Below are 25,262 nucleotides of genomic sequence, written 5' to 3'. Positions count from 1 at the left end.
TTTCTTCCTTTATTTATCGGCAGGTTTTTTAACCTGCCTTTTCTATTTGTAAGGCGGAGTTCACTCCGCTATTTTATGATGATTTCGGCAGGCTCCAGTCTGCCCTACGATAAAAATAATTATGTTCCAAGACAACCCATTACTCGCACAGCTCAAACAACAAATTCATGACAGCAAAGAACGTGTAGAAGGCACGGTAAAAGGCTCCGATAAAGCCTATGGCTTTTTAGAATGTGATAAAAAAAGCTACTTTATTGCGCCACCTGCCATGAAAAAAGTGATGCACGGCGACAAAATCAGCGCCACGATCGAAAAACAAGGCGATAAAGAACAAGCCGAACCGGAGACCTTAATCGAGCCGATGCTTACCCGTTTTATCGCGAAAGTGCGGTTCAATAAAGACAAGAAATTGCAGGTGCTTGTTGATCACCCTAACATCAATCAGCCCATTGGCGCCGCACAAAGCAAAGCCGTCAAAGAAGAATTACAGGAAGGCGATTGGGTTGTGGCAACCTTAAAAACTCACCCTTTGCGCGACGATCGCTTTTTCTATGCGCAAATCACTCAATTTATTTGCCACGCCGAGGATGAACTAGCACCTTGGTGGGTAACCCTTGCTCGTCACGAACAACCGCGTGAACCGGTGCAAGGACAAGATCACTATGAAATGCAGGATCAAGAAACACGCGAAAATCTGACCGCACTTCACTTCGTCACCATCGACTCTGAAACCACTCAGGATATGGACGACGCCTTGTATATTGAGCCTATCACCTCAAACAGTGAACAAACCGGCTGGCAATTAGTGGTGGCAATTGCCGATCCGACGGCTTACATCAGTTTAAATTCACAAATCGAAAAAGACGCCAAACAACGTTGTTTCACCAATTATCTGCCCGGCTTCAATATTCCGATGTTGCCGCGCGAACTTTCCGATGAGCTTTGTTCTTTAAAACCTCATGAAACCCGTCCGGCATTGGTTTGCTACATTCAAACGGACTTACAGGGCAACATCAGCGCGCCGGCAAAATTTGTGTTAGCCGATGTGCAATCAAAAGATAAATTGACGTATAACCAAGTTTCCGATTACTTAGAAGGCAAAGCCAATGCTTGGCAGCCGGAAAATCCGGAAACGGCAAAGCAAATTCACCGGTTGCACCAATTTACCCTGACCAGAACGCAATGGCGCAAAACCCACGCCCTGCTTTTTAAAGAAAAACCAGATTATTCTTTCGTGCTGGCAGAAAATGGCAAAGTGCAAGAAATTAAAGCGGAATACCGCCGTATTGCCAACCAAATCGTGGAAGAATCCATGATTATCGCGAATATCTGCGCCGCCCAATTTTTACATGAAAACCTACAATGCGGCATTTTCAACACGCACAGTGGATTCGATAAAAAATTCTTGGAAAACGCCCACAATTTCTTGTTAGCTAATTTAGCCAATGATGAAAACAAAGCAGAGTTACAAAGTCGTTATGCACCAGAAAACTTGGCAACCTTAAAAGGTTACTGCCAAATGCGCCATGATATTGAACCGATTGAAGGGGATTATTTGGAATTCCGTTTGCGTCGTTTCCTCACTTTTGCAGAATTTAAAGCGGAATTGGCACCGCACTTTGGCCTAGGCTTAAATGGCTACGCCACGTGGACGTCTCCAATCCGCAAATATTCGGACATGGTGAACCATCGCTTAATCAAAGCCCATTTAGCGGGTCGAGATTTTGCGAAACCGGAAGAAAGCGTACTTGCCCGCTTGCAGGAAGCTCGTCGCCAAAATCGTTTGGTGGAACGTGATATTGCCGACTGGTTATATTGCCGCTATTTGGCGGATAAAGTTACTGACAGACCGGAATTTGAAGCGGAAGTGCAAGATGTGACCCGTGGCGGTTTACGCGTGTTATTGCTGGAAAATGGCGCCTCCATGTTTATTCCTGCCTCAACGCTGCACGACAATAAAGAAGAGGTTGTGATTAATCCTGATGAAATCGCTTTTTATGTGAAAGATCAGCGCCAATACAAAATTGGCGATATCTTGCGTGTACAGTTAACCGAAGTCCGTGAAGACACACGCAGCGTTGTCGGCGTAGTGATTAAATAAAAAAGTGCGGTAGGTTTTACCGATGTTTTATAAAACACCATAAAAAACCACCGCACTTGCTATAAAAAATCCTGCTTAAACATCAAGCTTAAGCAGGATTTTCTTTTATGCAAGCTATGTTTTAGTTTACGCAAGTTTGGCAAGCGGCTTGGAACATCCAAACTAATTTTTCTTGCTCTTTGATGTAATCACTCATTTGTGAAGCGGTGCCTTCGTCATCTGCATCCGCAGCAAAAGCAAGAATTTCACGTTGTTGTGTCAACAAGACTTTGAAACCTTCTAAAGTGCCTTTTAAACAGGCCGCCGCACCGCTCACGGCAATTTCTTCTTTAATACGGGAATGGCTTAAATATTGGCTAAACGCGTTATTCGGCGTATAACCTAAGGTCAAAATACGCTCTGCAACTTCATCCACTTTTTCAACAAGATCAGTATAAATTTCTTCAAATTTTGCGTGTAATTCAAAGAAGTTCACGTCTTTAATATTCCAGTGATAACCACGTACATTGGTATAAAACACTTGGTAAGTAGCTAATAATTCATTTAATTTTGCAGCTAAGACTTCAGATTTTGCAGTATCTAAACCAATCATTGTTTTTGACATAATGTGTTCTCCTATACTTTGTTAATTTATAAAAAGATGAACGATATAAACCCAAAATCGTTCGTTTTTGTTGGCGTAAGTATAGAAAAAAGCACATAATAGCGCTAATTGTTACACTGAATAGAATTGATAGGTAATAAAAATTGAATAATAAAAAACAATTTCCAAAATCTATCAAAAAGGAACATAAATGACAGAAGTAAGTAAACCAACGGTTTCCAACCCCAAAAATACACGTAAAAAAGCGTTAAGTATTTTCTTTTTTATCCTCATCCTTATCACCGTTCTCACCGGATTATATTGGTTCTTTTTTATTAAAAATTATCAAACCACCGAAGACGCTTATGTGAGTGGTAACCAAGTGATGATTTCTTCGCAAATTGCCGGAAACGTGCGACAAATTAATGCAGAAAACATGGATTTTGTGCATGCGGGAGATGTGTTACTTGAATTGGATGACACGGATTATCAACTGAGTTTCAACCAAGCGCAAAATACCTTGGCAAGTGCAGTACGCCAAATTTCGCAACTCGGCTACACCGTGAAACAACTGGAAGCAACGGTTCAAGCCAACCAAACGGCGTTGACCAAAGCACAAGGTGATTTAGCGCGCCGTGAACAGTTAGGGAAAAGCGGAGCGATTGATAAAGAATCGCTACAACATGCCAGAGAAGCAGTAATGACAGCGGAAGCCAACTTAAAAGCGGTTAAGAACCAGCTTGCTGCCAATAAATCCTTATTAATGAATGTACCTCTGAAAGAACAGCCGGAAATTCAAAAAGCCATCAGTTCGGTTAAACAGGCATGGCTCAATTTGCAACGCACAAAAATCACCAGCCCGGTCGATGGCTATGTCGCACGCCGAAGCACACAAGTAGGACAAAAAGTTGCCGTAGGTAGTGCTCTGATGGCAATTATTTCCAACGAACAAATGTGGGTGGATGCCAATTTCAAAGAAACACAATTAAAAGATATGCGAATCGGACAGCCGGTGAAATTATCCTTTGATTTATACGGTCATGATGTGAAATTTAATGGCAAAGTAGAAGGCATCGAAATGGGAACCGGCAGCGCATTTTCTTTGCTCCCCGCTCAAAATGCCACCGGTAACTGGATCAAAGTGGTGCAACGCGTGCCGGTTCGTATTAGCCTAGATGCACAACAAATCACTAACTACCCGTTGCGTATGGGCTTATCTACCTTGGTTGAAGTGAATATTTCAGATACCCGTGGTGAAATGTTATCGCAACAAAAACGTACTGAGCCGCTCTATTCCACCAATACGTTGAATTATGATCAAAGTGCGGTGGAAAATCTCATCGAAAAAATTATTCGCGATAACACAAACTAAGGCTTGCCCATCATGCAAAAACCTATTGAAGGTGCTGCCCTTGGCATCATTACGTTAGCGCTGTCTCTTGCCACGTTCATGCAAGTATTGGATTCCACCATTGCAAACGTGGCGATCCCCACGATTTCGGGCGATCTCGGCGCATCGTTCAGCCAAGGCACTTGGGTGATTACCTCTTTCGGCGTCGCCAATGCGATTTCTATTCCCATTACCGGCTGGCTTGCCAAACGTTTTGGGGAAGTAAAATTATTCCTCATTTCCACCGCACTTTTTGTTTTAGCCTCTTGGTTATGCGGCATTTCCCATAGCTTGGAAATGTTGATTCTGTGCCGTATTTTCCAAGGATTAGCAGCAGGCCCGATTATTCCGCTGTCTCAGAGTTTGCTACTCAATAACTATCCTCCGGAAAAACGGGGTATGGCATTGGCATTTTGGGCAATGACCATAGTAGTTGCACCGATTTTCGGTCCCATTCTCGGCGGTTGGATCAGTGATAATTTACATTGGGGGTGGATCTTCTTTATTAATGTGCCCGTTGGACTGTTCATTATCAGTACCAGTTGGAAAATATTAATGCCACGAGAAAGTAAAATTCAGCACCAACCTATTGATACGGTGGGACTAGTCTTATTGGTGTTAGGCGTAGGCTGCTTACAATTAATGCTAGATCAAGGGCGTGAGCAAGATTGGTTCAACTCCACTGAAATCATTATCCTTGCCGTCATTTCCGCCGTAACCTTAACCGCACTTGTCATTTGGGAACTGACGGACGACAACCCTGTGGTGGATATTTCCTTATTCAAGCAACGCAATTTCACTGTGGGCTGTTTATCCACCAGCTTGGCATTTTTAATTTACCTTGGCTCAGTGGTGTTAATTCCCTTGTTGTTGCAACAGGTTTTTGGCTACACCGCCACTTGGGCTGGTTTAGCATCCGCCCCCGTAGGACTGTTCCCGATTTTGTTATCCCCTCTTATCGGTAAGTTTGGACATAAAATCGATATGCGTATTTTGGTCACCGTCAGCTTTGTGGTCTATGCCATTACCTTTTATTGGCGTGCCGTTACCTTTGAACCGGGTATGAGTTTTGCCGATGTAGCACTGCCGCAAATGGTACAAGGCTTAGCCGTCGCCTGTTTTTTCATGCCACTTACCACCATTACACTGTCCGATTTACCGGCACACAAAATGGCCTCCGCTTCCAGTTTGTTTAACTTTTTACGAACCCTCGCCGGTTCTATCGGCACTTCCCTTACTACATTCTTGTGGTATAACCGTGAAGCCGTTCACCACTCACAGCTGACTGAAGCCATTACCCCGTATAACCCGAACGCACAACAGTATTACCAAATGATGGAGCGTTTTGGCATGGGCGAAGAACAAACCTCCTCCCTGCTTGCCCGTAACATTACATCGCAAGGTTTTATCATCGGCGCCAACGAGATTTTTTGGTTATCCGCCGTGCTGTTTTTGGTGTTATTTATTTTGGTCTGGTTTGCCAAACCGCCTTTTGGAAACCGACACTAAAGTGCGGTCCAAAAAAGAAATATTTTTCACTTTTATTTACAAATCAATAACAAACGCCTATAGTAAAGCGCGTTAGTCGGGGTGCTCCGTTAGCTTAAATAACAGAGCTGAGAAATACCCGTGAACCTGATACAGTTAGCACTGACGTAGGAAACTAATGCACTTCACTCTGCTTCCATGGCTTCTTTCAGCCTATTTCCCCGTTTAGTTGTTAGCTGGTTTTGTTTTTCAATCTCCCCAAGGATAAAATCAATGACCAAGCTTTCTAAAAATTATTCACCACTAAAAACATCCTTAAAAGCGACCGCACTTTGCTTACTTCCAATGTTGTTTTATACGCACAATGCCCAAGCGGAAGGCAAACTGACCATTTATTGCAGCGTACAAAATGTCACCTGCGAAAAAGTCACGAAACGCTTTGCCGAAAAATACAACGTTGATGCCCAATTTGTACGAAATAGCACAGGTACCGTGCTCGGTAAAATCAAAGCAGAAAAAGAAAATCCACAAGCCGATGTATGGTTTGGCGGCACATTTGAACCGCACTTACAAGCCGCCGACCAAGGTTTACTCGCGACCTATCGTTCCCCGTTACAAAAAAACATCATGCCGCAATTTAAGAAATTAATGGATGAACGGGGGGATTACACATCAATCATTTATTTAATGGAAGTCGCCATTGGCGTGAATACGGAAAAATTAAAACAGCTCAATATTCCGGAACCAAAATGCTTTGCCGATTTGCTTAAACCGGAATTCAAAAATCAAATTCAGTATGCCGATCCCCGCGTATCCGGCACGGGCTATTCTTTTCTGACGACATTAGTGCAGCTTTGGGGCGAAGAAAAAGCGTTTGATTACTTGAAAAAACTCAATGCGAACGTGGCGCAATATTCCAAAAGCGGCTTAGCCACCGGCAACTTAGCGACCGGTGAAGTAGGCGTTGATATTGCCTTTATGCATGGCTATGTACGTGAAAAAGACAAAGGCGCACCGGTAAAAGGCATTTTACCTTGTGAAGGCGTGGGCTATACATTAGGGTCGGTAAGCATCATCAAAGGCGCACGTAATCTAGAAAATGCCAAACACTTCGTGGACTTCGTTCTCGACACCGAAGCGCAAGAAATCCCATGGCGCGAATCCGACTCTTACCAAATCCCTGCTAATATTCATGCAAAAGCCTCCCCCAAAGCCAGCGATCCAAGCAAATTAAAATTATTGGATATTGATTTCATCCGTTTTGGTTCCGATGCTGAAAGTAAACGCTTAATTGAGCGCTGGGTTGAAACGGTAAAAGGAGAAAAATAGCTGAGAAAAAAGTGCGGTGGAAATTTTAATCATTTTATAATTTATATCTCATAATATATAAAACATAATTTATACTTTACAGGATATAAAATCAAATTTATACTCCATAAAGTATAAAGTAAATTCTATACGCTATGCCGTATAAGGAGTAAAAATGGTTATTACCACCGCAAAAATGCTTTCGCATGTAATTCGGGAATTTCGCTATCAAGGCGAGCTCTCACAAACCGATGTTGCTAAACTCGCCGGAACGACTCAAGCCCGAATTTCAGCATTTGAGAATGAGCCGGAGCGTACTAAATTAGAAACGCTGTTTAAGATTTTGGCGGGATTAGAGCTAGAACTTATTGTGCAACCACGTAAAAAGTCATCTGATACTAATCTATCAATCAAAGAGCCAACAGCAACATACGATGATGATGAGGCGTGGTGATGAGTAACTCGATTCTAAACGTTGCCATGAATGGCTTGTTAGTCGGTGAATGGCGAAAACTGACCAGTGGCGCAACCGAATTTCAATACGCTGAAAAATGGTTGGAGTCTGTGCGTTCGCGCCCTATTTCATTGTCACTGCCTTTGTCACACAAAATTTATCGAGGAGATTCCGTTTACAATTTCTTCGATAATCTTCTCCCCGACAACGAACAGATCCGTTCACGTATTCAACAACGTTTCCAAACATCAACGAAATCCCCATTTGATTTGCTTTCCGCGATTGGACAGGATTGTATTGGCGCAATTCAGCTTTATCAGGGGCAGAGCCTCTCAGTACGTCAAATTTATGCAGAACCGCTAAATGACAAAGAGGTGGAAAACGTGCTGAAAAACTACCGCACTTTTCCTCTCGGCATGGAAGAAAGCGAGGATTTCCGAATTTCTTTAGCCGGAGCTCAGGAAAAAACAGCACTGCTTTATTATCAAAATCAATGGCAACGCCCTTTGCATTCCACCGCGACCAGCCATATTTTTAAACTTCCGATTGGTATGGTGGCACAAGGGCAGCTTGATCTTTCCGGCAGCTGTGAAAATGAATGGCTTTGCTTGAATATTATGAAAGCCTTCGGTTTGCCGGTTCCTCGAAGTCAAATTCAGTATTTTGGTGAAATGAAAGTGCTGATTGTGGAGCGCTTTGATCGCCGTTGGTCTGAAAATAGGAGTTGGCTAATTCGTTTACCACAGGAAGATATGTGCCAAGCACTCAACATCGCTCCTGCACGAAAATATGAAAATGACGGCGGGCCGAGCATTCTTCAAATTATGTCGCTTCTCAACGGTTCATCCAACGCCCAAGCAGATCGCAAGCAGTTTTTTAAAGCGCAAATTATTTTTTGGTTACTTTGTGCCATTGACGGTCATGGCAAAAATTTCAGTCTATTTTTAGAACAAGAGAATCGCTATCGTCTAACGCCTTTTTATGACGTGATGTCCGCCTATCCGCTCATCAAACACAACGGACTACAAAAGCAAAAAGTCAAAATGGCCATGGCGTGGCACGGCGAAAATAAACATTATTTATGGGATAAAATACAACTCCGCCACCTTTTTAATACAGCTAAACTCACCGGCTTGGCAAAGGAAACTGTAGAAGACATTTTGCATGAGATCTGTGCACTATACCCAAGAGTCAGTGAAATAAATACCCATAGATTGCCTGATGAAATTGTCGAGCCTATTTTCATGGGATTGGAAATGCAGATGAAAAAGATAGGTTAAAAAAGTGCGGTGGAAATTCACCGCATTTTTAGTTTCTGAAAAGAAAAAACGTCGGAGAAACCGACGTTTTTTATAGCTAGCGTTAAAGCGCCTCAATCGCCTTATACTGCTCACGAATTTTTTCTAATCCGGATTGATATTCGGCTTGTTTTTCGCGTTCTTTGGCGATAACCGCTTCCGGGGCTTTGGCGACGAAGGCTTCGTTGCTGAGTTTGCTTTCAATGCGTTTAACTTCGTTTTGATATTTTTCAATCTCTTTGGTTAAACGGGCAAGCTCGGCTTCTTTGTTGATGAAACCCGCCATCGGCACGAGAATTTCGGTGTTGCCGACTAACTTCGCTACGGCTAACGGCGCTTGTTCGCCCTCTTTAAGCACGCTGACGTTATCTAACTTCGCCATGGCTTGTAAAAGTGCGGTTTGTTTTTCCAGTATTTTTTGCTCGTCGGCCGGAATATTACGGAATAAAAGATCGAGTCCTTTACTTGGTGGAATATTGCATTCAGCACGGATGTTACGCACAGCAACAATCACTTCTTTAAGCCAATTGATCTCTGTTTCAGCCTCGGCATCAAACGCGTTTTCTTCGATGCGAGGGAAAGGTTGCAACATGATGCTATCTGCGGTGATCCCCATAAAACCTTTCACTTTTTGCCAAATTTCTTCGGTAATAAATGGCATGAGCGGGTGTGCTAAACGCAACAATTTTTCCAACACATGAACCAAGGTTTGGCTTGCCGCACGAATTTGCGCTGCATTGCCGTTGGCAAATATCGGTTTGGTGAGTTCCAAATACCAGTCGCAGAATTGGTTCCAGGTGAATTCATAAATCGCATTGGCACAAAGGTCGAAACGGTATTGGCTTAATGCGTTGCGGAAAGTTTCTACTGTGCGATTGAATTCAGATTGAATCCAACGATCTGCCACAGAGAATTCAATTTCGCCTTGGCTTAAATCTAATTTGTCATTGGTGAGCACGAAACGGCTTGCATTCCACAATTTGTTACAGAAATTGCGATAGCCTTCTAAGCGTTTCATATCCCAGTTGATATCACGACCGTTTGAAGCCAATGCGGCTAGTGTAAAGCGCAATGCATCTGTGCCGTGAGCCGCAATACCGTCTGCGAATTCTTTGCGAGTCGCTTTAGCAATTTTCTCTGCCAATTGTGGCTGCATCATGTTGCCGGTGCGTTTTTCAAGTAAATCTTCAAGGCTGATGCCGTCGATCATATCGATTGGATCAAGCACGTTGCCTTTTGATTTCGACATTTTTTGGCCTTGTTCATCACGGATTAAGCCCGTCACGTACACGGTTTTGAATGGCACTTGCGGTTTGCCGTTTTCATCTTTCACAAAGTGCATCGTAAACATAATCATACGCGCAACCCAGAAGAAGATGATGTCAAAGCCTGTGATTAACACATCCGTTGGATGGAACATTTTGAGTTCTTTGGTTTGCTCCGGCCAACCTAAAGTGGAGAACGTCCATAAACCTGATGAGAACCAAGTATCTAGCACATCTTCATCTTGTTTCAGTTCAACTGCAGAATCTAAGTTGTATTTTGACCGCACTTCGGCTTCGTTGCGCGCCACATAAACGTTACCTTCCGCGTCATACCACGCCGGAATACGGTGTCCCCACCAAAGTTGGCGAGAAATACACCAATCTTGAATATCACGCATCCAAGAGAAGTAAAGGTTTTCGTATTGTTTCGGTACGAATTGGATTTCGCCGTCTTCCACCGCTTTAATCGCCACATCAGCAAGTGGTTTCACGCTCACATACCATTGGTCGGTTAGCATCGGCTCGATTGGCACACCACCACGGTCGCCATAAGGCACTTTGAGATCGTGTGGTTTGATTTCATCTAATAAACCCAGCGCTTCAAAATCTGCCACAATTTTTTTACGTGCTGCAAAACGCTCTAAGCCACGGAAATCGGCAGGAATCGTTGCTTCATAGCCGGCAAGTGGTTTGCCATCAGTACCGATAATTTCCGCTTCATCACGAATATCCGCATTTAAGGTTAACACGTTGACCATCGGTAAGCTGTGACGTTTACCCACTTCGTAGTCGTTGAAATCGTGCGCAGGGGTGATTTTCACTACACCGGTACCAAATTCACGATCCACATATTCATCGGCAATAATCGGAATTTGACGGTTAGCCAGTGGCAGAACCACGGTTTTACCGATTAAAGATTGATAACGCTCATCTTCCGGATGAACCGCCACCGCCGTATCGCCCAACATGGTTTCCGGACGCGTGGTTGCCACCACTAAGTAATCTTTGCCATCGGCGGTTTTCGCACCATTTGCTAACGGATAACGGAAATGCCAAAGGGAACCTTTGCTCTCTTTGTTTTCCACTTCTAAATCGGAAATCGCAGTGTGAAGTTTTGGATCCCAGTTTACCAAGCGTTTGCCACGGTAAATTAACCCTTCTTCGTGCAAACGAACAAATACTTCTTTTACCGCATTAGATAAACCCTCGTCCATGGTGAAACGCTCACGTTCCCAGTCGATTGAGTTACCTAAACGACGCATTTGTTGGCTGATTGTGCCACCAGAATAGGCTTTCCAATCCCAGATTTTGTTGATGAACGCTTCACGACCATAATCGTGGCGAGTTTTGCCTTCTTCTGCGGCAATTTTACGCTCCACCACCATTTGGGTTGCGATACCTGCGTGATCTGTCCCTGCTTGCCATAAGGTGTTATGTCCTTCCATACGGTTGAAACGGATTAAGGTATCCATTAAGGTTTGTTGGAACGCATGCCCCATGTGTAGGGAACCTGTGACGTTCGGCGGCGGAATCGCAATGCAATAGCTCGGCGCATTTTCATTTTCTGACGGTTTAAAGTAACCGCTCTCTTCCCAATGTTGATAAAGGGCTTGTTCTACCGCAGACGGATTAAAACGGTCTGCCATTTCGAATTTTTGTGTCATTGCTAATCTCTTTAGTTAATAATTATATAGAACGAGAAATAGAAGATTCTGAGTTAGACAATAAAGTAGGTATTAAACGCTCAGAAAATCCTGCTAATATACATACCATAAGAACTCCTATAATAGAGTTTTCAAAAAATTTTATTGTTATAATTTCAGAATTTAGTATAAGTAAAAAAATTGTTGAGGAAACTAATCCTAGCATTAACTTTTGCAAACCTAATAAACTATACAAATACCATTTATCAAATTCTTGTAAGTTTCTTTTTTTTAATGACATAAATAGACTCATTAATGAACCTAAGGATGTACCAAAGGAAATCAAGCAAAAATACTCCATAGATGTAAGAGTAACACTATTATAAGAAAATGATAAACTACACCAATACTTTACTATAAAAGGAATTATTAGGAATAATAGAAAAGGGGCTATCATAGACATAGAATTAATTAACATCATTTTATTCTTTTTGAAAATATCATTAACAATTTCTTTAAACGCCTCCCCTCTATCATCTTCATTTATATTTTCATAATCATCTAAATATGAAGATAAAGTATGAGCTATTAAGTTTTTATTTTCTTCATAATTATCCGTATGTAATAATGCAGCTTTAGCCTTTATATATTCACTCTTAACATGATTAAATTTTTTTATAATTTTTTTTGCTAGTTCTTCATCACATGAATCAATTAGAATTCTTATTCTATTCTGGACTGACTTACTTTCTATCTCATAAATAACGTATTGGTCTCTTTTTGAAATAATGCCAAGTATTTTATCACCTACACTATCTTCATTTCCTACTTTATGTTTTTTTATATTTTCTGTTGGATCAAATTTATTTTGTTCATCATTTGATAAAGTCATTACTATCTCCCTTAACTAAAACAAAAGCATCCTAAATTTTATTAGAAAAAATATTACCCTATTCGGATAAATCCCCCGAATCACCTCTTTCAATTCCTCCAACCCCATATTCTCCTGCTTCGCATGCAGTTCCGTCAGCTCGTCAAGAGTAATCGGCGAAACATTTAACACCTCAATCGTGCAGAAGTATTGATTATCCTCAAACCGCCCAACACGTAAAATATCTCCTGCTTTAAAATGGCTTTCAGATTTATCCCGAATAGTGATGGTTTTGCGCCCGGCGAGAATATCGGCTTCAAAGCGTTGGTAGAAAGTAATGTCGTTCATAAAAGTGCGGTCAATTTTTTAAGTGTTTTTTTTGTAACCATCCCCCTCTTTGGCAAAGAGGGGAGTCTTTTTATATCGTTATGCCTGCTCCGTACTCAACGTCCAGCCTAACTGTCTTAGTTGTTTATAACGCTCACGCGCTAAGGCTTTTGGTTGTTCCTCCACAGGAACAAAGTCGATAATTTGGTTAAAACTATTAATGTATTCCGGCAGTTGCAGTTGCAGATTAATCAGTAAATCACGGCTTTGCGCATTGCGTTTGCCCGTCCAACTAATTTCAATGGGCGTGGCATACGTGGTGGCTTCGCCGGAAAGGTTGTGCGGAACGAACTCGTCAGGTTCTCTTTGCCACAACGCCTCATCAATATTGAGCGCCTGCGCTTCACTTTCACACACCAATAAAACACGTTTTCCTAAACGCCAAGCAGATGCTGCTAAATCACAAGCAAGGCTTTCCACGGCAGTCAAATTTGACTGTGCAAGAGAGGTGTCGGAAAGCAGGTAAAATTGCGCGTTTTTCGGCATAAATAACAAGTCCAAACGAGTAAAAATGAATTGCCAGATTTTAGCGGAAATCGGCTGAAATATAAAATGTTAATTTCCGAAACCTTTCGCCGCTAACTGAGCGCACTTTATGATCTAAGTCACAAAACCGATTTTCTGTTTGTAATTTCAGTTCATAGATGAGTCAGGCGGTGTTAAAATCCGGCTGACTTTTCATTAATAATCAATAAGAGGTAATTACAATGGCATTTCGTATTGAAAAAGACACCATGGGTGAAGTTCAAGTTCCGGCAGACAAATACTGGGCTGCTCAAACCGAACGTTCCCGCAACAATTTCAAAATCGGTCCTGCGGCATCTATGCCACATGAAGTCATCGAAGCCTTTGGTTATTTGAAAAAAGCAGCCGCATTTGCCAACCATGATTTAGGCGTGTTGCCTGCTGAAAAACGTGATTTAATCGCACAAGCTTGCGATGAAATTTTAGCAAATAAATTAGACGATCAATTCCCTTTGGTGATTTGGCAAACCGGTTCTGGTACGCAATCCAACATGAACGTGAACGAAGTGGTGGCAAACCGTGCTCATGTTTTACACGGTGGTAAATTGGGCGAAAAATCCATTATTCACCCGAATGATGATGTGAACAAATCCCAATCTTCCAACGATACCTTCCCAACCGCAATGCACATTGCCGCATACAAAAAAGTTGTCGAAACAACCATTCCTGCCGTAGAACGTTTACAAAAAACCTTTGCAGCAAAATCTGAAGCCTTTAAAGACGTGGTGAAAATCGGCCGTACTCACTTAATGGACGCCACACCGCTCACACTCGGTCAAGAATTCTCTGCCTATGCCGCGCAATTACACTTCGGTTTACTTGCATTGAAAAATACCCTGCCGCACTTACGCCAATTAGCCCTTGGCGGCACGGCAGTCGGTACCGGCTTGAATACACCGAAAGGCTATGATGTGAAAGTGGCAGAATACATTGCTAAATTCACCGGTCTTCCGTTCATTACCGCAGAAAACAAATTTGAAGCATTAGCAGCGCATGATGCTATCGTGGAAACTCACGGTGCATTACGTCAACTTGCTATGAGCTTGTTCAAAATTGCTAACGACATCCGTTTATTGGCATCCGGTCCGCGTTCCGGTATCGGCGAAATCTTAATTCCGGAAAATGAACCAGGTTCTTCCATCATGCCGGGTAAAGTCAACCCAACCCAATGTGAAGCCATGACCATGGTTTGCGCACAAGTGTTTGGTAACGACACCACTATCGCGTTCGTCGGATCTCAAGGTCACTTCCAATTGAACGTGTTCAATCCGGTAATGATTGCGAACTTCTTACAATCCGCTCAATTGTTAGCAGATGCCTGTGTTTCTTTCGACGAACACTGCGCAACCGGTATTGAACCGAACTACCCACGCATTAAACAACAACTTGAAAATTCATTGATGTTGGTCACTGCACTTAATACCCATATCGGTTATGAAAATGCGGCGAAAATTGCGAAAACTGCACACAAAAACGGTACCACCTTACGCGAAGAAGCCATTAATCTTGGCTTAGTTTCTGCGGAAGACTTCGACAAATGGGTGCGTCCGGAAGATATGGTGGGCAGCTTAAAATAACTTGATGCGTTAAATTAAGTTATGAGTAAAGAAGACGGGATCAATTTCCCGTCTTTTTTGCTATAATCACCCACATAAATTTTTATGACGGATTGTTTATGAAATTAAAATCGCTGCTGTTTATTTTGAGCTTATTTCCTACCGCACTTTCTGCCCATTGGGTGAATGTGGGCACTGCCGACTATAATTGGGGGCCGTTCTTGGTTTATTCCATTGATTTGGCGACCGAAGACGGTGCATATCAGGAAAATCAATTGCCTATCATGCTTTCTTTCAAATATGAAAAGCCGGTTGAAGGTAAAAATTTTGCGATTAGCTTAATTAAAGAAATGGAATTTCTAAAAGCGGATAAAGCGAAAAGTGATGTATGGCTAAAAGACATGCAGGCTATTTTCCCAGATTTCTCACCAAACGATGTATTACGTTACATTGCGTTGCCCGATAAAGGCTATTTCATGTTAAACGACTCAATTTTGGATCATGAATTTGACCCGGAATTTAGTCGCTTATTTGCCGGCATTTGGTTAGCACCAAACAGCAATTTTATAAAATTACAGCCGCAATTATTAGGCAAAGAAAAAAATGCCACGCCGGCAGAAGAATTTAAAACACAGCCGGAAATTGCCCCGCTGAGCGAAGATGATGCCAGTCCGCAACTACCGCCAAATTTCCCGTTAAATAACAAGAATCCGGAATTTGGCTAGAATACAAAAAACAAAGGGTAGCGAAATGCTACCCTTCTTTTTTCCTCAAAACCTTACGCGTCTTTAAATGATTTGATTTGCTGTAAATGATGAGAAATTTGCTTGAATTTATGGCTTTCGTTTTCATCCCACACAATATCGTAATACGGAGACAAAACCTCCGCACTACGTTTGGAATCCAACACACCGTCTTCAACCGATAAAAAGACCAGACAGCGACCTTTATTCTTCATGCGGAAATTTTCCACGCATTTGGTGGCGATGTCTTCGTATTCTTCCGGACGGTCTATCTTGCCGGTCATATTTTCTTGTGGAAATAAATTCGGGTTGAAAATCGCCTGTTTAATGCCGCACAAGAAGCCAATACGCTCCGCCCAGTAGCCACCCAATCCAACGCCGCAAATCAACGGGTTCTCATCTTTCGATTCAGACACCAGTTTATGCACCTCATTCAGCAAGAAAGTCATGTCATGACGCGGGTGTAATGTGCTGTAATTAATAAAACGCACGTCACCATCAATAAATTTTAACTGCATGACTTTTTCATGATTACCGGGGCTACTGGAATCAAAACCATGTAAATAAATAATCATTTTATTACTCCAACTTGATTACGGGTTTTCTGCTCTAAATATAAAATCATTTGCAAAGCGATATTAATGCCGCTGGTTTTCTCAATCATTTCAAGTCCCGGGCTGGCATTCACTTCGAGCACCAACGGACCATTCACAGAACGAATTAAATCCACGCCGGCAACATCCAAGCCCAACGCTTTCGTAGCATTTAAAGCGATTTGCTTTTCCTGTTCGGTCAGTATCACTTTTTCCGCTGTGGCGCCACGGTGGCAATTTGCGCGAAACTCTCCGTTCTGCCCGATACGTTGCATGGCGGCAACCACGCGTCCACCAATCACAAAACAGCGTAAATCGGTGCCGTTGGACTCCGCCACAAATTCTTGCAACAACACGGGTACATCCGATTGCTTTAATGTATCCAAAATACTAACCGCACTTTGTGCCCGCTCCGCCAAAATCACGCCAATGCCTTGCGATCCGGTTAGGGTTTTCAAAATCGTCGGTGCACCGATGTGTTGCACCGCATGATTGGCATCCACTTCCATGCCGGCCAATAAAGAATCCGGCACAGCGATGCCATGTTGTAACAACATCTGCAGGCTCAACCATTTATCTCTGGCATTACGAAATGCATCCACATGATTCAAGCAAGGAATACCCAACGCCTGAAAATAGTGCAACACACGATAGCCCATGAGCATACTGGTTGTGCCAAAACGAGGCAAGACTGCATCATATTGCGGCAATAATTGTGCTTCACTTTCAGGCTCTGCCTGATAATACAACGCAAAGTGCGGTGGATTTTTACGGAGTTTTATCAAGCAACGATTCGGATCCAAAATATCCATTTGATGCCCGTTTTCTTCCGCCGCACGTTTTAGCCGCTGACAGCTATATAAACGCGGCTCACGACACAACATTAACAACTTCATACAAAATTACTTTTTAATGAAACCTTGTTGTTGCAAATAAGCTAGCACTTTCGGACGAATCGGCTTATCCAAACTCTTATTACGTGACCAATCCATGTCAATGTTGCTACGCTGACGATAATATTCAGCAACGGTAGCGTTATATTCGTCAAGTTTAGTGGTATCCAACGGCTGATAAGCATTTTCAAAGAACAAAGTTTCTTTCGGCAAACGTGGCTTGGTCGGCGGATCCTGATCGGGATATCCCAAGCACATGCCCACCATCGGTAAACAATGTTCCGGCAGATTTAACAACTTGCCGACCGCTTCCATTTCATTACGCAAAGAACCGATATACACGCCGCCAAGCCCTAAACTTTCCGCCGCCAACAAGATATTTTGCGACATGATACCGGTATCCACCGCGCCGATGAGCAAGACTTCCGCATAATCCAACTGTGCCGTTGGACAAATTTGTTTATGTTTATGGAAATCAACACAGAATACCCAAAACTCTGGTGCGGATTTCACATACTCCTGATTAGAACTGTATGCCATCATTTGCTCACGAATAGCCGGATCAGTGATACGCACGATAGAAACACATTGCAAATGGTTAGATGTAGAGGCAAAACGCGCTGCATTCACAAGCTGTTCAATCACTTTGTCAGACACAGGCTCATGAGTAAATTGACGAATGGATCGGTGAGCTAAAATACAATCTAACGTCGAAGAAGTAAGTTTTTTCTCAGACATAAACCTTCCTTACTATAACAAACACAAAATCGTCTCTATCTTACACTAATTAGGCGCCCTCCCCAAAACCCCTTTATTCTTTTTTAGAGAGGTCGTAGAATCGTCCTACTGATTCATCACAACAAGGAAAAATTATGTTTGTTACTATTTATGGACGTTTAAGTTGCCCGTATTGCGTACGCGCCAAAAACTTAGCCGAAAAACTGAAAAATGCCGTGGAAAATTTTGATTATCGTTATATCGACATCATCGAACAGGGCATGACAAAAGAAGACATTGCGAAAATCATCGGCAAACCGGTACACACCGTGCCGCAAGTGTTAATTGATGATAAATCCATCGGCGGTTGCACCGATTTTGAAGCCTTAATGCAAGAGCAATTCCCCGACATTGCTTGATGCTTCTTTTATAAAGCCCAAAGTGCGGTTAAAAATCCATTCGTTTTTCTAACCACACTTTAATCTAGAAATATCCTTAATGACGGGGATTTTCCTGTCCTTTCAAATAACTGCCATCTCACTATTTTAATCCAATAACACTACCCTCATCACACTGTAAACAATTCATTACATAATAACCAAGGGTGTAATGTTGATATGTCATACATCAAGCTTTTGAAAGTCATTTATCCATATCACGGCAAAGGTTCAATAGCAAACCAAGGTTCCAAAATATATACAAACCACTCTAAAACTTCATAGAAAATTAACATTTTGTGATTCATATCACATTCTTTATTTTACATAGTGTAAAATTTACAATACAATCACTGTCAATTTTGAAATACACAACAAGGAACATCTATGAACAAAACAGTGGGAAGTACGCTGCTCGTGGCAGGTACCATGATTGGCGCAGGCATGTTAGCCATGCCGTTAACCTCTGCCGGCATTGGCTTTGGCGCGACCTTATTTCTTCTACTTGGGCTTTGGACGCTGTTAACCTTCAGTGCGTTGCTGTTCGTTGAGCTTTACCAAACCGCACCAAGTGACGCCGGCATCGGCACGCTGGCAGAGCAATATTTCGGTCGCCCGGGACGGATTGTTTCCACCGCCGTATTAATTGTCTTTTTGTACGCACTCATTGCGGCCTACATCAGTGGTGGCGGTTCTTTATTGACCGATACACTGCCAACCATCGTTGATCGTGATACTACAAGCAAAGTCGCCGTATTGATTTTCACCCTTTTCTTCGGCGCTTTTATCATTATCGGTACGCACAGCGTAGACAAAATTAACCGCGTGTTGTTCTTTGTGATGATTGCCACTTTTGTGATGGTGCTAAGTTTGATGTTGCCGGAAATTAAACTCGACAACTTGATGGCAATGCCCATTGATAATGCGCTGATCATTTCCGCCAGCCCGGTATTTTTCACCGCGTTTGGTTTTCACGGTTCTATTCCAAGCTTAAACAAATACCTCGGCGGCAACGTCAAAGCCTTGCGTATATCCATTTTAGTAGGTTCCGGTATCACCTTGTTCGCTTACATTTTATGGCAACTCTCCACCCACGGTTTGCTTACACAAAATGAGTTTCTACAAATCTTGCAACAAGATGCCACGTTGAACGGCTTAGTCACCGCCACCTTAACCATCACCCAAAGCAGCATGATGGCAAACGCCGTGAAGATCTTCTCCACCTTGGCGTTAATCACCTCATTCTTGGGTGTAGGGCTCGGCTTGTTGGAATGTATCGAAGACTTGTTAAAACGTTCCTTTAACATTCATGCAGGACGTTTCTCTCTAGGGTTAATGACATTCATTCCGCCAATCGTCTTCGCCTTATTCTACCCACAAGGTTTCATTTTGGCGTTAGGCTACGCCGGTCAAATGTTCGCTTTTTATGCCGTCGTTCTTCCGGTTTCTCTCGTGTGGAAGGCGCGCCGAATTCACCCGAATTTGCCATATAAAGTCTGGGGCGGAAAAGTAACATTGATGCTCGTTTTAGTTCTTGGCGTAATCATTACGTCCATCCCATTCGCTATCCGCGCCGGCTATCTGCCGTTTGTAGTGGGTTAAAAACACCTAAAAAACAGACCGCACTTTGAGATCCTACAATAAAGAGCAATACTACAATCAACGTGCGTGTGCGCGGTTAGGTTACCCATTTCCCCTGTTCCACAGGGGAAATCGTCTTTAAAAGGAGTAACATCATGTTAAAAGAATCACTGATTGAAAATAATTCCATTAAACTCAATCAAACTGCAAACACATGGGAAGACGCCATTAAAATCGGTACGGATTTATTGGTTGACTCTGGTGCTATTGAACCCCGTTATTATGAGCATATCGTCAATAATATTAAAAAACTCGGCCCTTACATCGTAATTGCTCCAGGACTTGCTATGCCACACGCACGCCCGGAAGAAGGTGTGATTAAAACTGCGTTTGCTCTAACAACATTAAGTACGCCGGTGGATCTCGACGGCGAATCCGTTTCGATACTACTCACACTTGCCGCTAGCGATGCCAACACTCACATGGAAGGTATTATGGAAATTACTCAAATCTTTGACGATCCTAACAGTGATGATGGCGTAAATATTCAAAAATTTTTGAATTGTAAAACCACGGAAGAAGTTCTTGCTGTAATCGATACGGCATTAAACAGTTAAATAGGTTCAAAAGAAAACACCTAAAAAAAGACCGCACTTTGATTTTTAGATTCAGAGTGCGGTCTTTTTTTATCTTATTTTCTCGATAAAACCCACAAAAAACGCTGAACTGAATCACCGTTTCTTTGAATTAAACATTAAGGTTTAGGATTTTTTAGCAAATTCACAGGGAGGGTTAATTTGATTTTTCATTTTGCTACTGATTTCGCGACGTTGTTTAGACAATTCGGCGTTGCGAATAATGTAGTCGTCAACACGGTTTTCATAATCATCCCGCATGCTTTCAATAATGGTTCGCACATCTCGAATCGACATATCGTCACGAATATATTGATCTAGATTTTCTAGCAACAACACCCGTTTTTGGTTATCGCGAATCTTACGATTGTTATCGTCCATATCGCGCAATAGTTTGTTTTTTAAGCGATACATACGTACATACTCCAAAACATCTTGAAAAGACTTGTTGACATTTTCCATTGATTTGCTCCCTTTATAGTAAAAATGAATTGGCGATAATGTAGCCTTTTTTGTGGATTTCGTCAAAAAATTCCCCGTTTTAAAAGGGGATTATTTCCCCTCCCGATAAATTCAAAAAATTTCCGTAAAAATCATTGATTAGAAAACGGTGAGGTGATAAAACTGAAATCAATTTTTCACTAAATCAGAGGAAATCCCATGGCAAACATATTTAATTTCAGTGCCGGTCCGGCAATGATGCCCAAAGCGGTTTTAGAACAAGCACAACAAGAATTATTAAACTGGCAGGGGCAAGGCACCTCGGTCATGGAAGTCAGCCACCGCGGCAAATTGTTCATGGAATTAATCGCCCAATCTCAAGCGGATTTTCGTAAACTCTATAACATTCCTGAAAACTACCAAGTATTATTTCTACAAGGTGGCGCTCGCGGTCAATTCGCCGCCATTCCAATGAATTTATTGCGTGAAAATGGCAAAGCGTTGTATTTAAACAGCGGCCACTGGTCTGCCACAGCAGCAAAAGAGGCCCGCTCTTTTGGTGAAATTGATGAAATCAACATTTTAGAAGCAGGCGATGAACTCAAAGTAAAATCTCTCGATTTTAGCGATATTGCCGAACAATACGATTACATTCACTACTGCCCGAACGAAACCATTAGTGGCGTGGAAATTTTTGATGTACCGAACGTCGGCAACGCCGTATTAGTGGGCGACTTATCCTCTACCATTCTTTCCCGCAAAATAGACATCAGCAAATTCGGCTTAATTTACGCCGGCGCGCAAAAAAACCTTGGCCCGGCAGGGATCACCATTGTTATCGTGCGCGATGATTTAATTGGCAAAGCACGCAAAGCCACGCCATCGATTTGGAATTATGAAACGCAGAAAAACAGCGATTCTATGATCAATACACCACCAACATTCGCTTGGTATTTATGTGCGTTAGTATTCAAACATTTGTTGTCTATCGGCGGCTTACCGGAAATCGAACAACGCAATCTTGCCAAAGCCAACTTGCTTTACGATTATTTAGACGGTTGTGATTTCTACCAAAATAACGTGGCAAAAGCCAACCGCTCTTTAATGAACATAACGTTCACCACGGGCAATGACGAATTGAATGCAAAATTTGTTGCCGAAGCCACGGCAGCGGGATTGCAAGCGTTAAAAGGACACAAAGTGTTAGGCGGTATGCGCGCCTCCATTTATAACGCCATGCCGATTGAAGGGGTACAAGCATTGATTCAATTCATGCAAAAATTTGCCAAAGAAAACGCATAGCCCTCTTAAAAGTGCGGTCGAAATTCATTGTAAAAATCCACCGCACTTTCTTTTTCTTTATGACTACTCGGAGCATCTTATGCAATATCTTGATCGTGCCAATGCGGGCGTAAAAGCACTTTCCCCTTACCAAGCCAGCAAGCCCATTGAAGAATTAGAACGTGAATTAGGCATTAAAAATATCATCAAACTCGCTTCAAACGAAAATCCGTTCGGCTTACCGCCCAGCGCCCAAAAAGCTATTCAGGCGCAATTAGACAACCTTCATCTTTACCCCGATTCCAACGGGTTTTATTTCAAACAAGCTGTCGCGGAAAAATTCGGTTTACTACCGGAACAAATCACCCTTGGTAACGGCTCCAACGATTTAATTGAACTCATCGCCCACACCTTTGCCTCCGAGCAAGACGAAGTCATTTATTCCCAATACGGCTTCATTGTTTATCCGTTGATTAGCCAAGCCTTAAATGCCAAACGGGTAGAAATTCCGGCAAAAAATTACGGCAATGATTTGGCGGCTTTCCTAAACGCGATCACGCTAAAAACAAAATTAATTTACATTGCTAACCCAAACAACCCGACGGGCAGTTTCTTAAGTGCGGTGGAAATTGCCGACTTTTTGGCCCAAGTGCCACCGCAAGTGATCGTGGCATTGGACGAAGCCTATGTAGAATTTACCGAGCCGAGCGAACGGGTGGATTCTTTTGGTTTATTAGCAAAATATCCGAACCTGATCGTGTGCCGCACCCTTTCCAAAGCCTATGGATTAGCCGGTTTACGGATCGGTTATGCCGTTTCCTTGACAGAAATTGCGGGCTTGTTAAATCGCGTACGTCAACCCTTTAACTGTAACAGCCTTGCCCTTGCCGCAGCCACCGCTGCCATTCAAGACGATGAATTTGTCGCCAAAGTGGCGGAAAATAATCGAATTGGCTTACAATTATTGCAAAACTTCTTTGATGAAAAAGGTTTGCGTTATGTGCCGTCCAAAGGCAATTTCGTGATGTTGGATTTACAACAACCTGCTGCACCAATTTATCAAGCACTGTTACGCAAAGGCGTCATCGTACGTCCACTTGCCGGTTACGGATTGCCGAACCATTTGCGTATCAGCATCGGCTTGCCGGAAGAAAATCAGCGTTTTTTAACCGAACTTAGCGACATTTTGGGCTTATAACGGACGATTTATGCAACACGCCACTTCCATTACGCTTAACCCTATCCACCATGTGGAAGGCACGATCAACCTACCCGGCTCAAAAAGCCTGTCCAATCGCGCCCTATTATTGGCTGCATTGGCGCATGGTACGACCAAAGTCACCAATTTATTAGACAGCGACGACATCCGCCACATGCTCAACGCCTTAAAACAACTTGGCGTGCAATATTCCCTGTCTAACGATAAATCCATCTGCGAAGTACAGGGCTTAGGTGGTGCCTTTCAATGGCATGACGGCTTAGCGTTATTTTTAGGCAATGCCGGCACCGCCATGCGCCCGTTAGCAGCAGCACTTTGTTTGACGCGTGAAGGTGCTTCTGCACAAAATGAAGTGATTTTAACCGGTGAACCTCGCATGAAAGAGCGCCCGATTCAGCATTTAGTGGATGCTTTGTTGCAGGCGGGTGCAGACATTCGTTATTTAGAAAACGAGGGCTATCCGCCAATTGCCATTCGTAACACCGGTTTGCGTGGTGGCACGATTAAAATCGATGGCTCCATTTCATCACAATTTTTGACCGCACTTTTAATGGCGGCACCGCTTGCAGAAGGCGACTGTGAAATTGAAATTGTCGGCGATTTGGTTTCCAAACCCTACATCGACATCACCCTTAACATGATGAAAATCTTCGGCGTGGAAGTTGAAAACCAAAACTATCAACGCTTTCTCGTGAAAGGCAAACAATTTTACCAATCACCCGGCTCGTTTTTGGTGGAAGGCGATGCCTCCTCCGCCTCTTATTTCTTGGCGGCAGGTGCCATTAAAGGCAAGGTGAAAGTTACCGGCATCGGTAAAAACAGCATTCAAGGCGATCGTTTATTTGCCGATGTGTTAGAAAAAATGGGGGCAAAAATCACCTGGGGCGAGGATTTCATTGAAGCAGAACAAGCTCTGTTGCACGGCGTGGATATGGATATGAACCATATTCCCGATGCCGCCATGACCATTGCCACGACTGCATTGTTTGCCGAAGGGGAAACCGTGATTCGTAACATTTACAACTGGCGGGTGAAAGAAACGGATCGCTTAACCGCCATGGCAACCGAACTGCGCAAAGTGGGGGCTGACGTGGAAGAAGGCGAAGATTTTATTCGTATTCAACCCTTAAAATTAACGGATTTCAAGGTTGCAGAAATTGAAACCTATAACGATCACCGCATGGCAATGTGTTTCGCCTTGGTGGCGTTATCTGACACGCCGATCACCATTTTGGATCCGGACTGCACGGCAAAAACGTTCCCAACGTTTTTTGAGGAGTTTTTAGCTATCGCACATACGTCCAACGACAATAATTAAAAACACAGAAAAAACAAACCGCACTTTATATTTCATCGTATAAAGTGCGGTCTGTTTTTAAAAAGATTTACGTTTCCGGCTGATAACCCTCATCATTCAATGTCGGATTTTCGGCGCCTTGTTTTGCCAGTTGATCGCAAATTTCATTTTCGCGATGCCCTGCATGCCCTTTCACCCAACACCAATCCACATGATGGCGAGCAATAGCCTGATCTAATGCCATCCATAAATCTTGATTTTTCACCGGTTTGCCACTACTCGCCTTCCAATTGTTTTTCTTCCAATTGAAAATCCATTGTGTAATGCCATTTTTCATGTATTGACTATCGCTGTATAAATGGATGTTGCAAGGTTCTTTCAAGCTATTTAACGCTTCCACTACAGCCAACAATTCCATACGATTATTGGTCGTTAACAAGAAACCTTTGGACAACTGTTTTTCATGTTGTTTATAACGTAACAGGATGCCAATGCCGCCCGGGCCGGGATTGCCAAGGCAAGATCCATCGGTAAAAATTTCGATTTGTTTGCGCAT

Annotated in this window: 24 protein-coding genes and 1 riboswitch; of the genes, 14 read left to right on the top strand and 10 right to left on the bottom strand. The window is 42.8% G+C overall.

Going from position 1 to position 25,262, the window contains the following annotated elements; all coding sequences use genetic code 11:
* The first annotated feature begins 121 nt into the window (after positions 1-121).
* Positions 122-2,101, top strand: coding sequence for an exoribonuclease II (gene rnb / locus LQ983_RS08425; protein ID WP_230622341.1), 1,980 nt, complete (start codon positions 122-124; stop codon positions 2,099-2,101).
* 121 nt (positions 2,102-2,222) lie between these two features.
* On the opposite strand, the gene LQ983_RS08420 is transcribed toward rnb, so the two are convergent.
* Entirely contained in the window at positions 2,223-2,705 is a 483-nt protein-coding gene (locus LQ983_RS08420; protein WP_230622340.1) for a Dps family protein, read from the bottom strand.
* 190 nt (positions 2,706-2,895) lie between these two features.
* Between LQ983_RS08420 and LQ983_RS08415 the strand changes: the two genes are divergently transcribed.
* The 5 genes from LQ983_RS08415 (at position 2,896) to LQ983_RS08395 (ending at position 8,604) form a co-directional block, all read left to right on the top strand.
* Entirely contained in the window at positions 2,896-4,056 is a 1,161-nt protein-coding gene (locus LQ983_RS08415; RefSeq protein ID WP_230622339.1) for an EmrA/EmrK family multidrug efflux transporter periplasmic adaptor subunit, read from the top strand.
* 12 nt (positions 4,057-4,068) lie between these two features.
* Positions 4,069-5,583, top strand: a complete 1,515-nt coding sequence (locus LQ983_RS08410; protein ID WP_230622338.1) for a DHA2 family efflux MFS transporter permease subunit — start codon at positions 4,069-4,071, stop codon at positions 5,581-5,583.
* A 67-nt stretch (positions 5,584-5,650) separates the two neighbouring features.
* A riboswitch (TPP riboswitch) is annotated at positions 5,651-5,753 on the top strand.
* Positions 5,754-5,835: 82 nt separating this feature from the next.
* Positions 5,836-6,891 (top strand): ABC transporter substrate-binding protein, encoded by a 1,056-nt coding sequence (locus LQ983_RS08405; RefSeq protein ID WP_230622337.1) that lies wholly within the window; start codon positions 5,836-5,838, stop codon positions 6,889-6,891.
* A 154-nt stretch (positions 6,892-7,045) separates the two neighbouring features.
* A complete protein-coding gene (locus LQ983_RS08400; RefSeq protein WP_230622336.1) occupies positions 7,046-7,324 on the top strand; it encodes a helix-turn-helix domain-containing protein in 279 nt (92 codons plus the stop codon).
* Entirely contained in the window at positions 7,324-8,604 is a 1,281-nt protein-coding gene (locus LQ983_RS08395; protein ID WP_230622335.1) for a type II toxin-antitoxin system HipA family toxin, read from the top strand. Before LQ983_RS08400 ends, LQ983_RS08395 begins: the two co-directional genes overlap by 1 nt.
* An 82-nt stretch (positions 8,605-8,686) precedes the next feature.
* On the opposite strand, the gene LQ983_RS08390 is transcribed toward LQ983_RS08395, so the two are convergent.
* From LQ983_RS08390 to LQ983_RS08375, 4 genes are all read right to left on the bottom strand, one after another.
* Positions 8,687-11,551 (bottom strand): valine--tRNA ligase, encoded by a 2,865-nt coding sequence (locus LQ983_RS08390; RefSeq protein WP_230622334.1) that lies wholly within the window; start codon positions 11,549-11,551, stop codon positions 8,687-8,689.
* Positions 11,552-11,573: 22 nt separating this feature from the next.
* A complete protein-coding gene (locus LQ983_RS08385) occupies positions 11,574-12,422 on the bottom strand; it encodes a hypothetical protein (RefSeq protein ID WP_230622333.1) in 849 nt (282 codons plus the stop codon).
* Positions 12,423-12,437: 15 nt separating this feature from the next.
* Positions 12,438-12,749, bottom strand: coding sequence for a N(4)-acetylcytidine aminohydrolase (gene yqfB, locus LQ983_RS08380; RefSeq protein WP_230622332.1), 312 nt, complete (start codon positions 12,747-12,749; stop codon positions 12,438-12,440).
* Positions 12,750-12,827: 78 nt separating this feature from the next.
* Entirely contained in the window at positions 12,828-13,274 is a 447-nt protein-coding gene (locus LQ983_RS08375) for a DNA polymerase III subunit chi (RefSeq protein WP_230622331.1), read from the bottom strand.
* A gap of 221 nt (positions 13,275-13,495) precedes the next feature.
* Between LQ983_RS08375 and fumC the strand changes: the two genes are divergently transcribed.
* Both fumC and LQ983_RS08365 read left to right on the top strand, forming a co-directional pair.
* Positions 13,496-14,890, top strand: a complete 1,395-nt coding sequence (fumC, locus tag LQ983_RS08370) for a class II fumarate hydratase (protein ID WP_109128058.1) — start codon at positions 13,496-13,498, stop codon at positions 14,888-14,890.
* A gap of 98 nt (positions 14,891-14,988) precedes the next feature.
* On the top strand, positions 14,989-15,594 hold the full coding sequence (locus LQ983_RS08365) for a hypothetical protein (RefSeq protein WP_109432111.1): 606 nt from the start codon (positions 14,989-14,991) through the stop codon (positions 15,592-15,594).
* Positions 15,595-15,647: 53 nt separating this feature from the next.
* Here LQ983_RS08365 and ycfP read toward each other — a convergent pair whose 3' ends face one another.
* Genes ycfP through nfsA form a run of 3 tightly spaced genes read right to left on the bottom strand, consistent with a single transcriptional unit; the run spans position 15,648 to position 17,836 of the window.
* Entirely contained in the window at positions 15,648-16,187 is a 540-nt protein-coding gene (gene ycfP / locus LQ983_RS08360) for an alpha/beta hydrolase YcfP (RefSeq protein ID WP_230622330.1), read from the bottom strand.
* Positions 16,184-17,101 carry a RimK family alpha-L-glutamate ligase gene (locus LQ983_RS08355; protein WP_230622329.1) on the bottom strand — a complete coding sequence of 306 codons (918 nt, stop codon included), beginning with the start codon at positions 17,099-17,101 and terminating at the stop codon, positions 16,184-16,186. Before LQ983_RS08355 ends, ycfP begins: the two co-directional genes overlap by 4 nt.
* A 6-nt stretch (positions 17,102-17,107) precedes the next feature.
* Complete coding sequence (nfsA, locus tag LQ983_RS08350) at positions 17,108-17,836, bottom strand: oxygen-insensitive NADPH nitroreductase (RefSeq protein WP_230622328.1); 729 nt, start codon at positions 17,834-17,836, stop codon at positions 17,108-17,110.
* Between the two features lie 134 nt (positions 17,837-17,970).
* Between nfsA and LQ983_RS08345 the strand changes: the two genes are divergently transcribed.
* From LQ983_RS08345 to LQ983_RS08335, 3 genes are all read left to right on the top strand, one after another.
* Positions 17,971-18,234: a GrxA family glutaredoxin gene (locus tag LQ983_RS08345; RefSeq protein WP_230622327.1), complete on the top strand. Its 264-nt coding sequence runs from the start codon at positions 17,971-17,973 to the stop codon at positions 18,232-18,234.
* A gap of 405 nt (positions 18,235-18,639) precedes the next feature.
* Positions 18,640-19,854 (top strand): aromatic amino acid transporter, encoded by a 1,215-nt coding sequence (locus LQ983_RS08340; protein ID WP_230622326.1) that lies wholly within the window; start codon positions 18,640-18,642, stop codon positions 19,852-19,854.
* A 134-nt stretch (positions 19,855-19,988) separates the two neighbouring features.
* Positions 19,989-20,450, top strand: a complete 462-nt coding sequence (locus LQ983_RS08335) for a PTS sugar transporter subunit IIA (RefSeq protein ID WP_230622325.1) — start codon at positions 19,989-19,991, stop codon at positions 20,448-20,450.
* Between the two features lie 144 nt (positions 20,451-20,594).
* Here the strand turns inward: LQ983_RS08335 and LQ983_RS08330 are convergent, their stop codons facing one another.
* The gene (locus tag LQ983_RS08330; RefSeq protein ID WP_006718920.1) at positions 20,595-20,930 is read right to left on the bottom strand and encodes a DUF496 family protein; all 336 of its coding nucleotides are present in this window, start codon (positions 20,928-20,930) and stop codon (positions 20,595-20,597) included.
* A gap of 198 nt (positions 20,931-21,128) precedes the next feature.
* On the opposite strand from LQ983_RS08330, the gene serC reads away from it, so the two are divergent.
* The 3 genes from serC (at position 21,129) to aroA (ending at position 24,727) form a co-directional block, all read left to right on the top strand.
* Entirely contained in the window at positions 21,129-22,211 is a 1,083-nt protein-coding gene (serC, locus tag LQ983_RS08325) for a 3-phosphoserine/phosphohydroxythreonine transaminase (protein ID WP_230622324.1), read from the top strand.
* 79 nt (positions 22,212-22,290) lie between these two features.
* On the top strand, positions 22,291-23,388 hold the full coding sequence (gene hisC / locus LQ983_RS08320) for a histidinol-phosphate transaminase (protein WP_230622323.1): 1,098 nt from the start codon (positions 22,291-22,293) through the stop codon (positions 23,386-23,388).
* A 10-nt stretch (positions 23,389-23,398) separates the two neighbouring features.
* Positions 23,399-24,727 carry a 3-phosphoshikimate 1-carboxyvinyltransferase gene (gene aroA, locus LQ983_RS08315; RefSeq protein WP_230622322.1) on the top strand — a complete coding sequence of 443 codons (1,329 nt, stop codon included), beginning with the start codon at positions 23,399-23,401 and terminating at the stop codon, positions 24,725-24,727.
* A gap of 67 nt (positions 24,728-24,794) precedes the next feature.
* Here the strand turns inward: aroA and rnhA are convergent, their stop codons facing one another.
* A complete protein-coding gene (gene rnhA, locus LQ983_RS08310) occupies positions 24,795-25,262 on the bottom strand; it encodes a ribonuclease HI (RefSeq protein ID WP_230622321.1) in 468 nt (155 codons plus the stop codon).

This window comes from Aggregatibacter sp. Marseille-P9115, from assembly GCF_920939465.1.
Taxonomy (GTDB): Bacteria; Pseudomonadota; Gammaproteobacteria; order Enterobacterales; family Pasteurellaceae; genus Aggregatibacter; species Aggregatibacter segnis_B.
The sequence above is the reverse complement of the archived record's forward strand: the minus strand, read 5'-3'. Positions and strand labels throughout refer to the sequence as shown.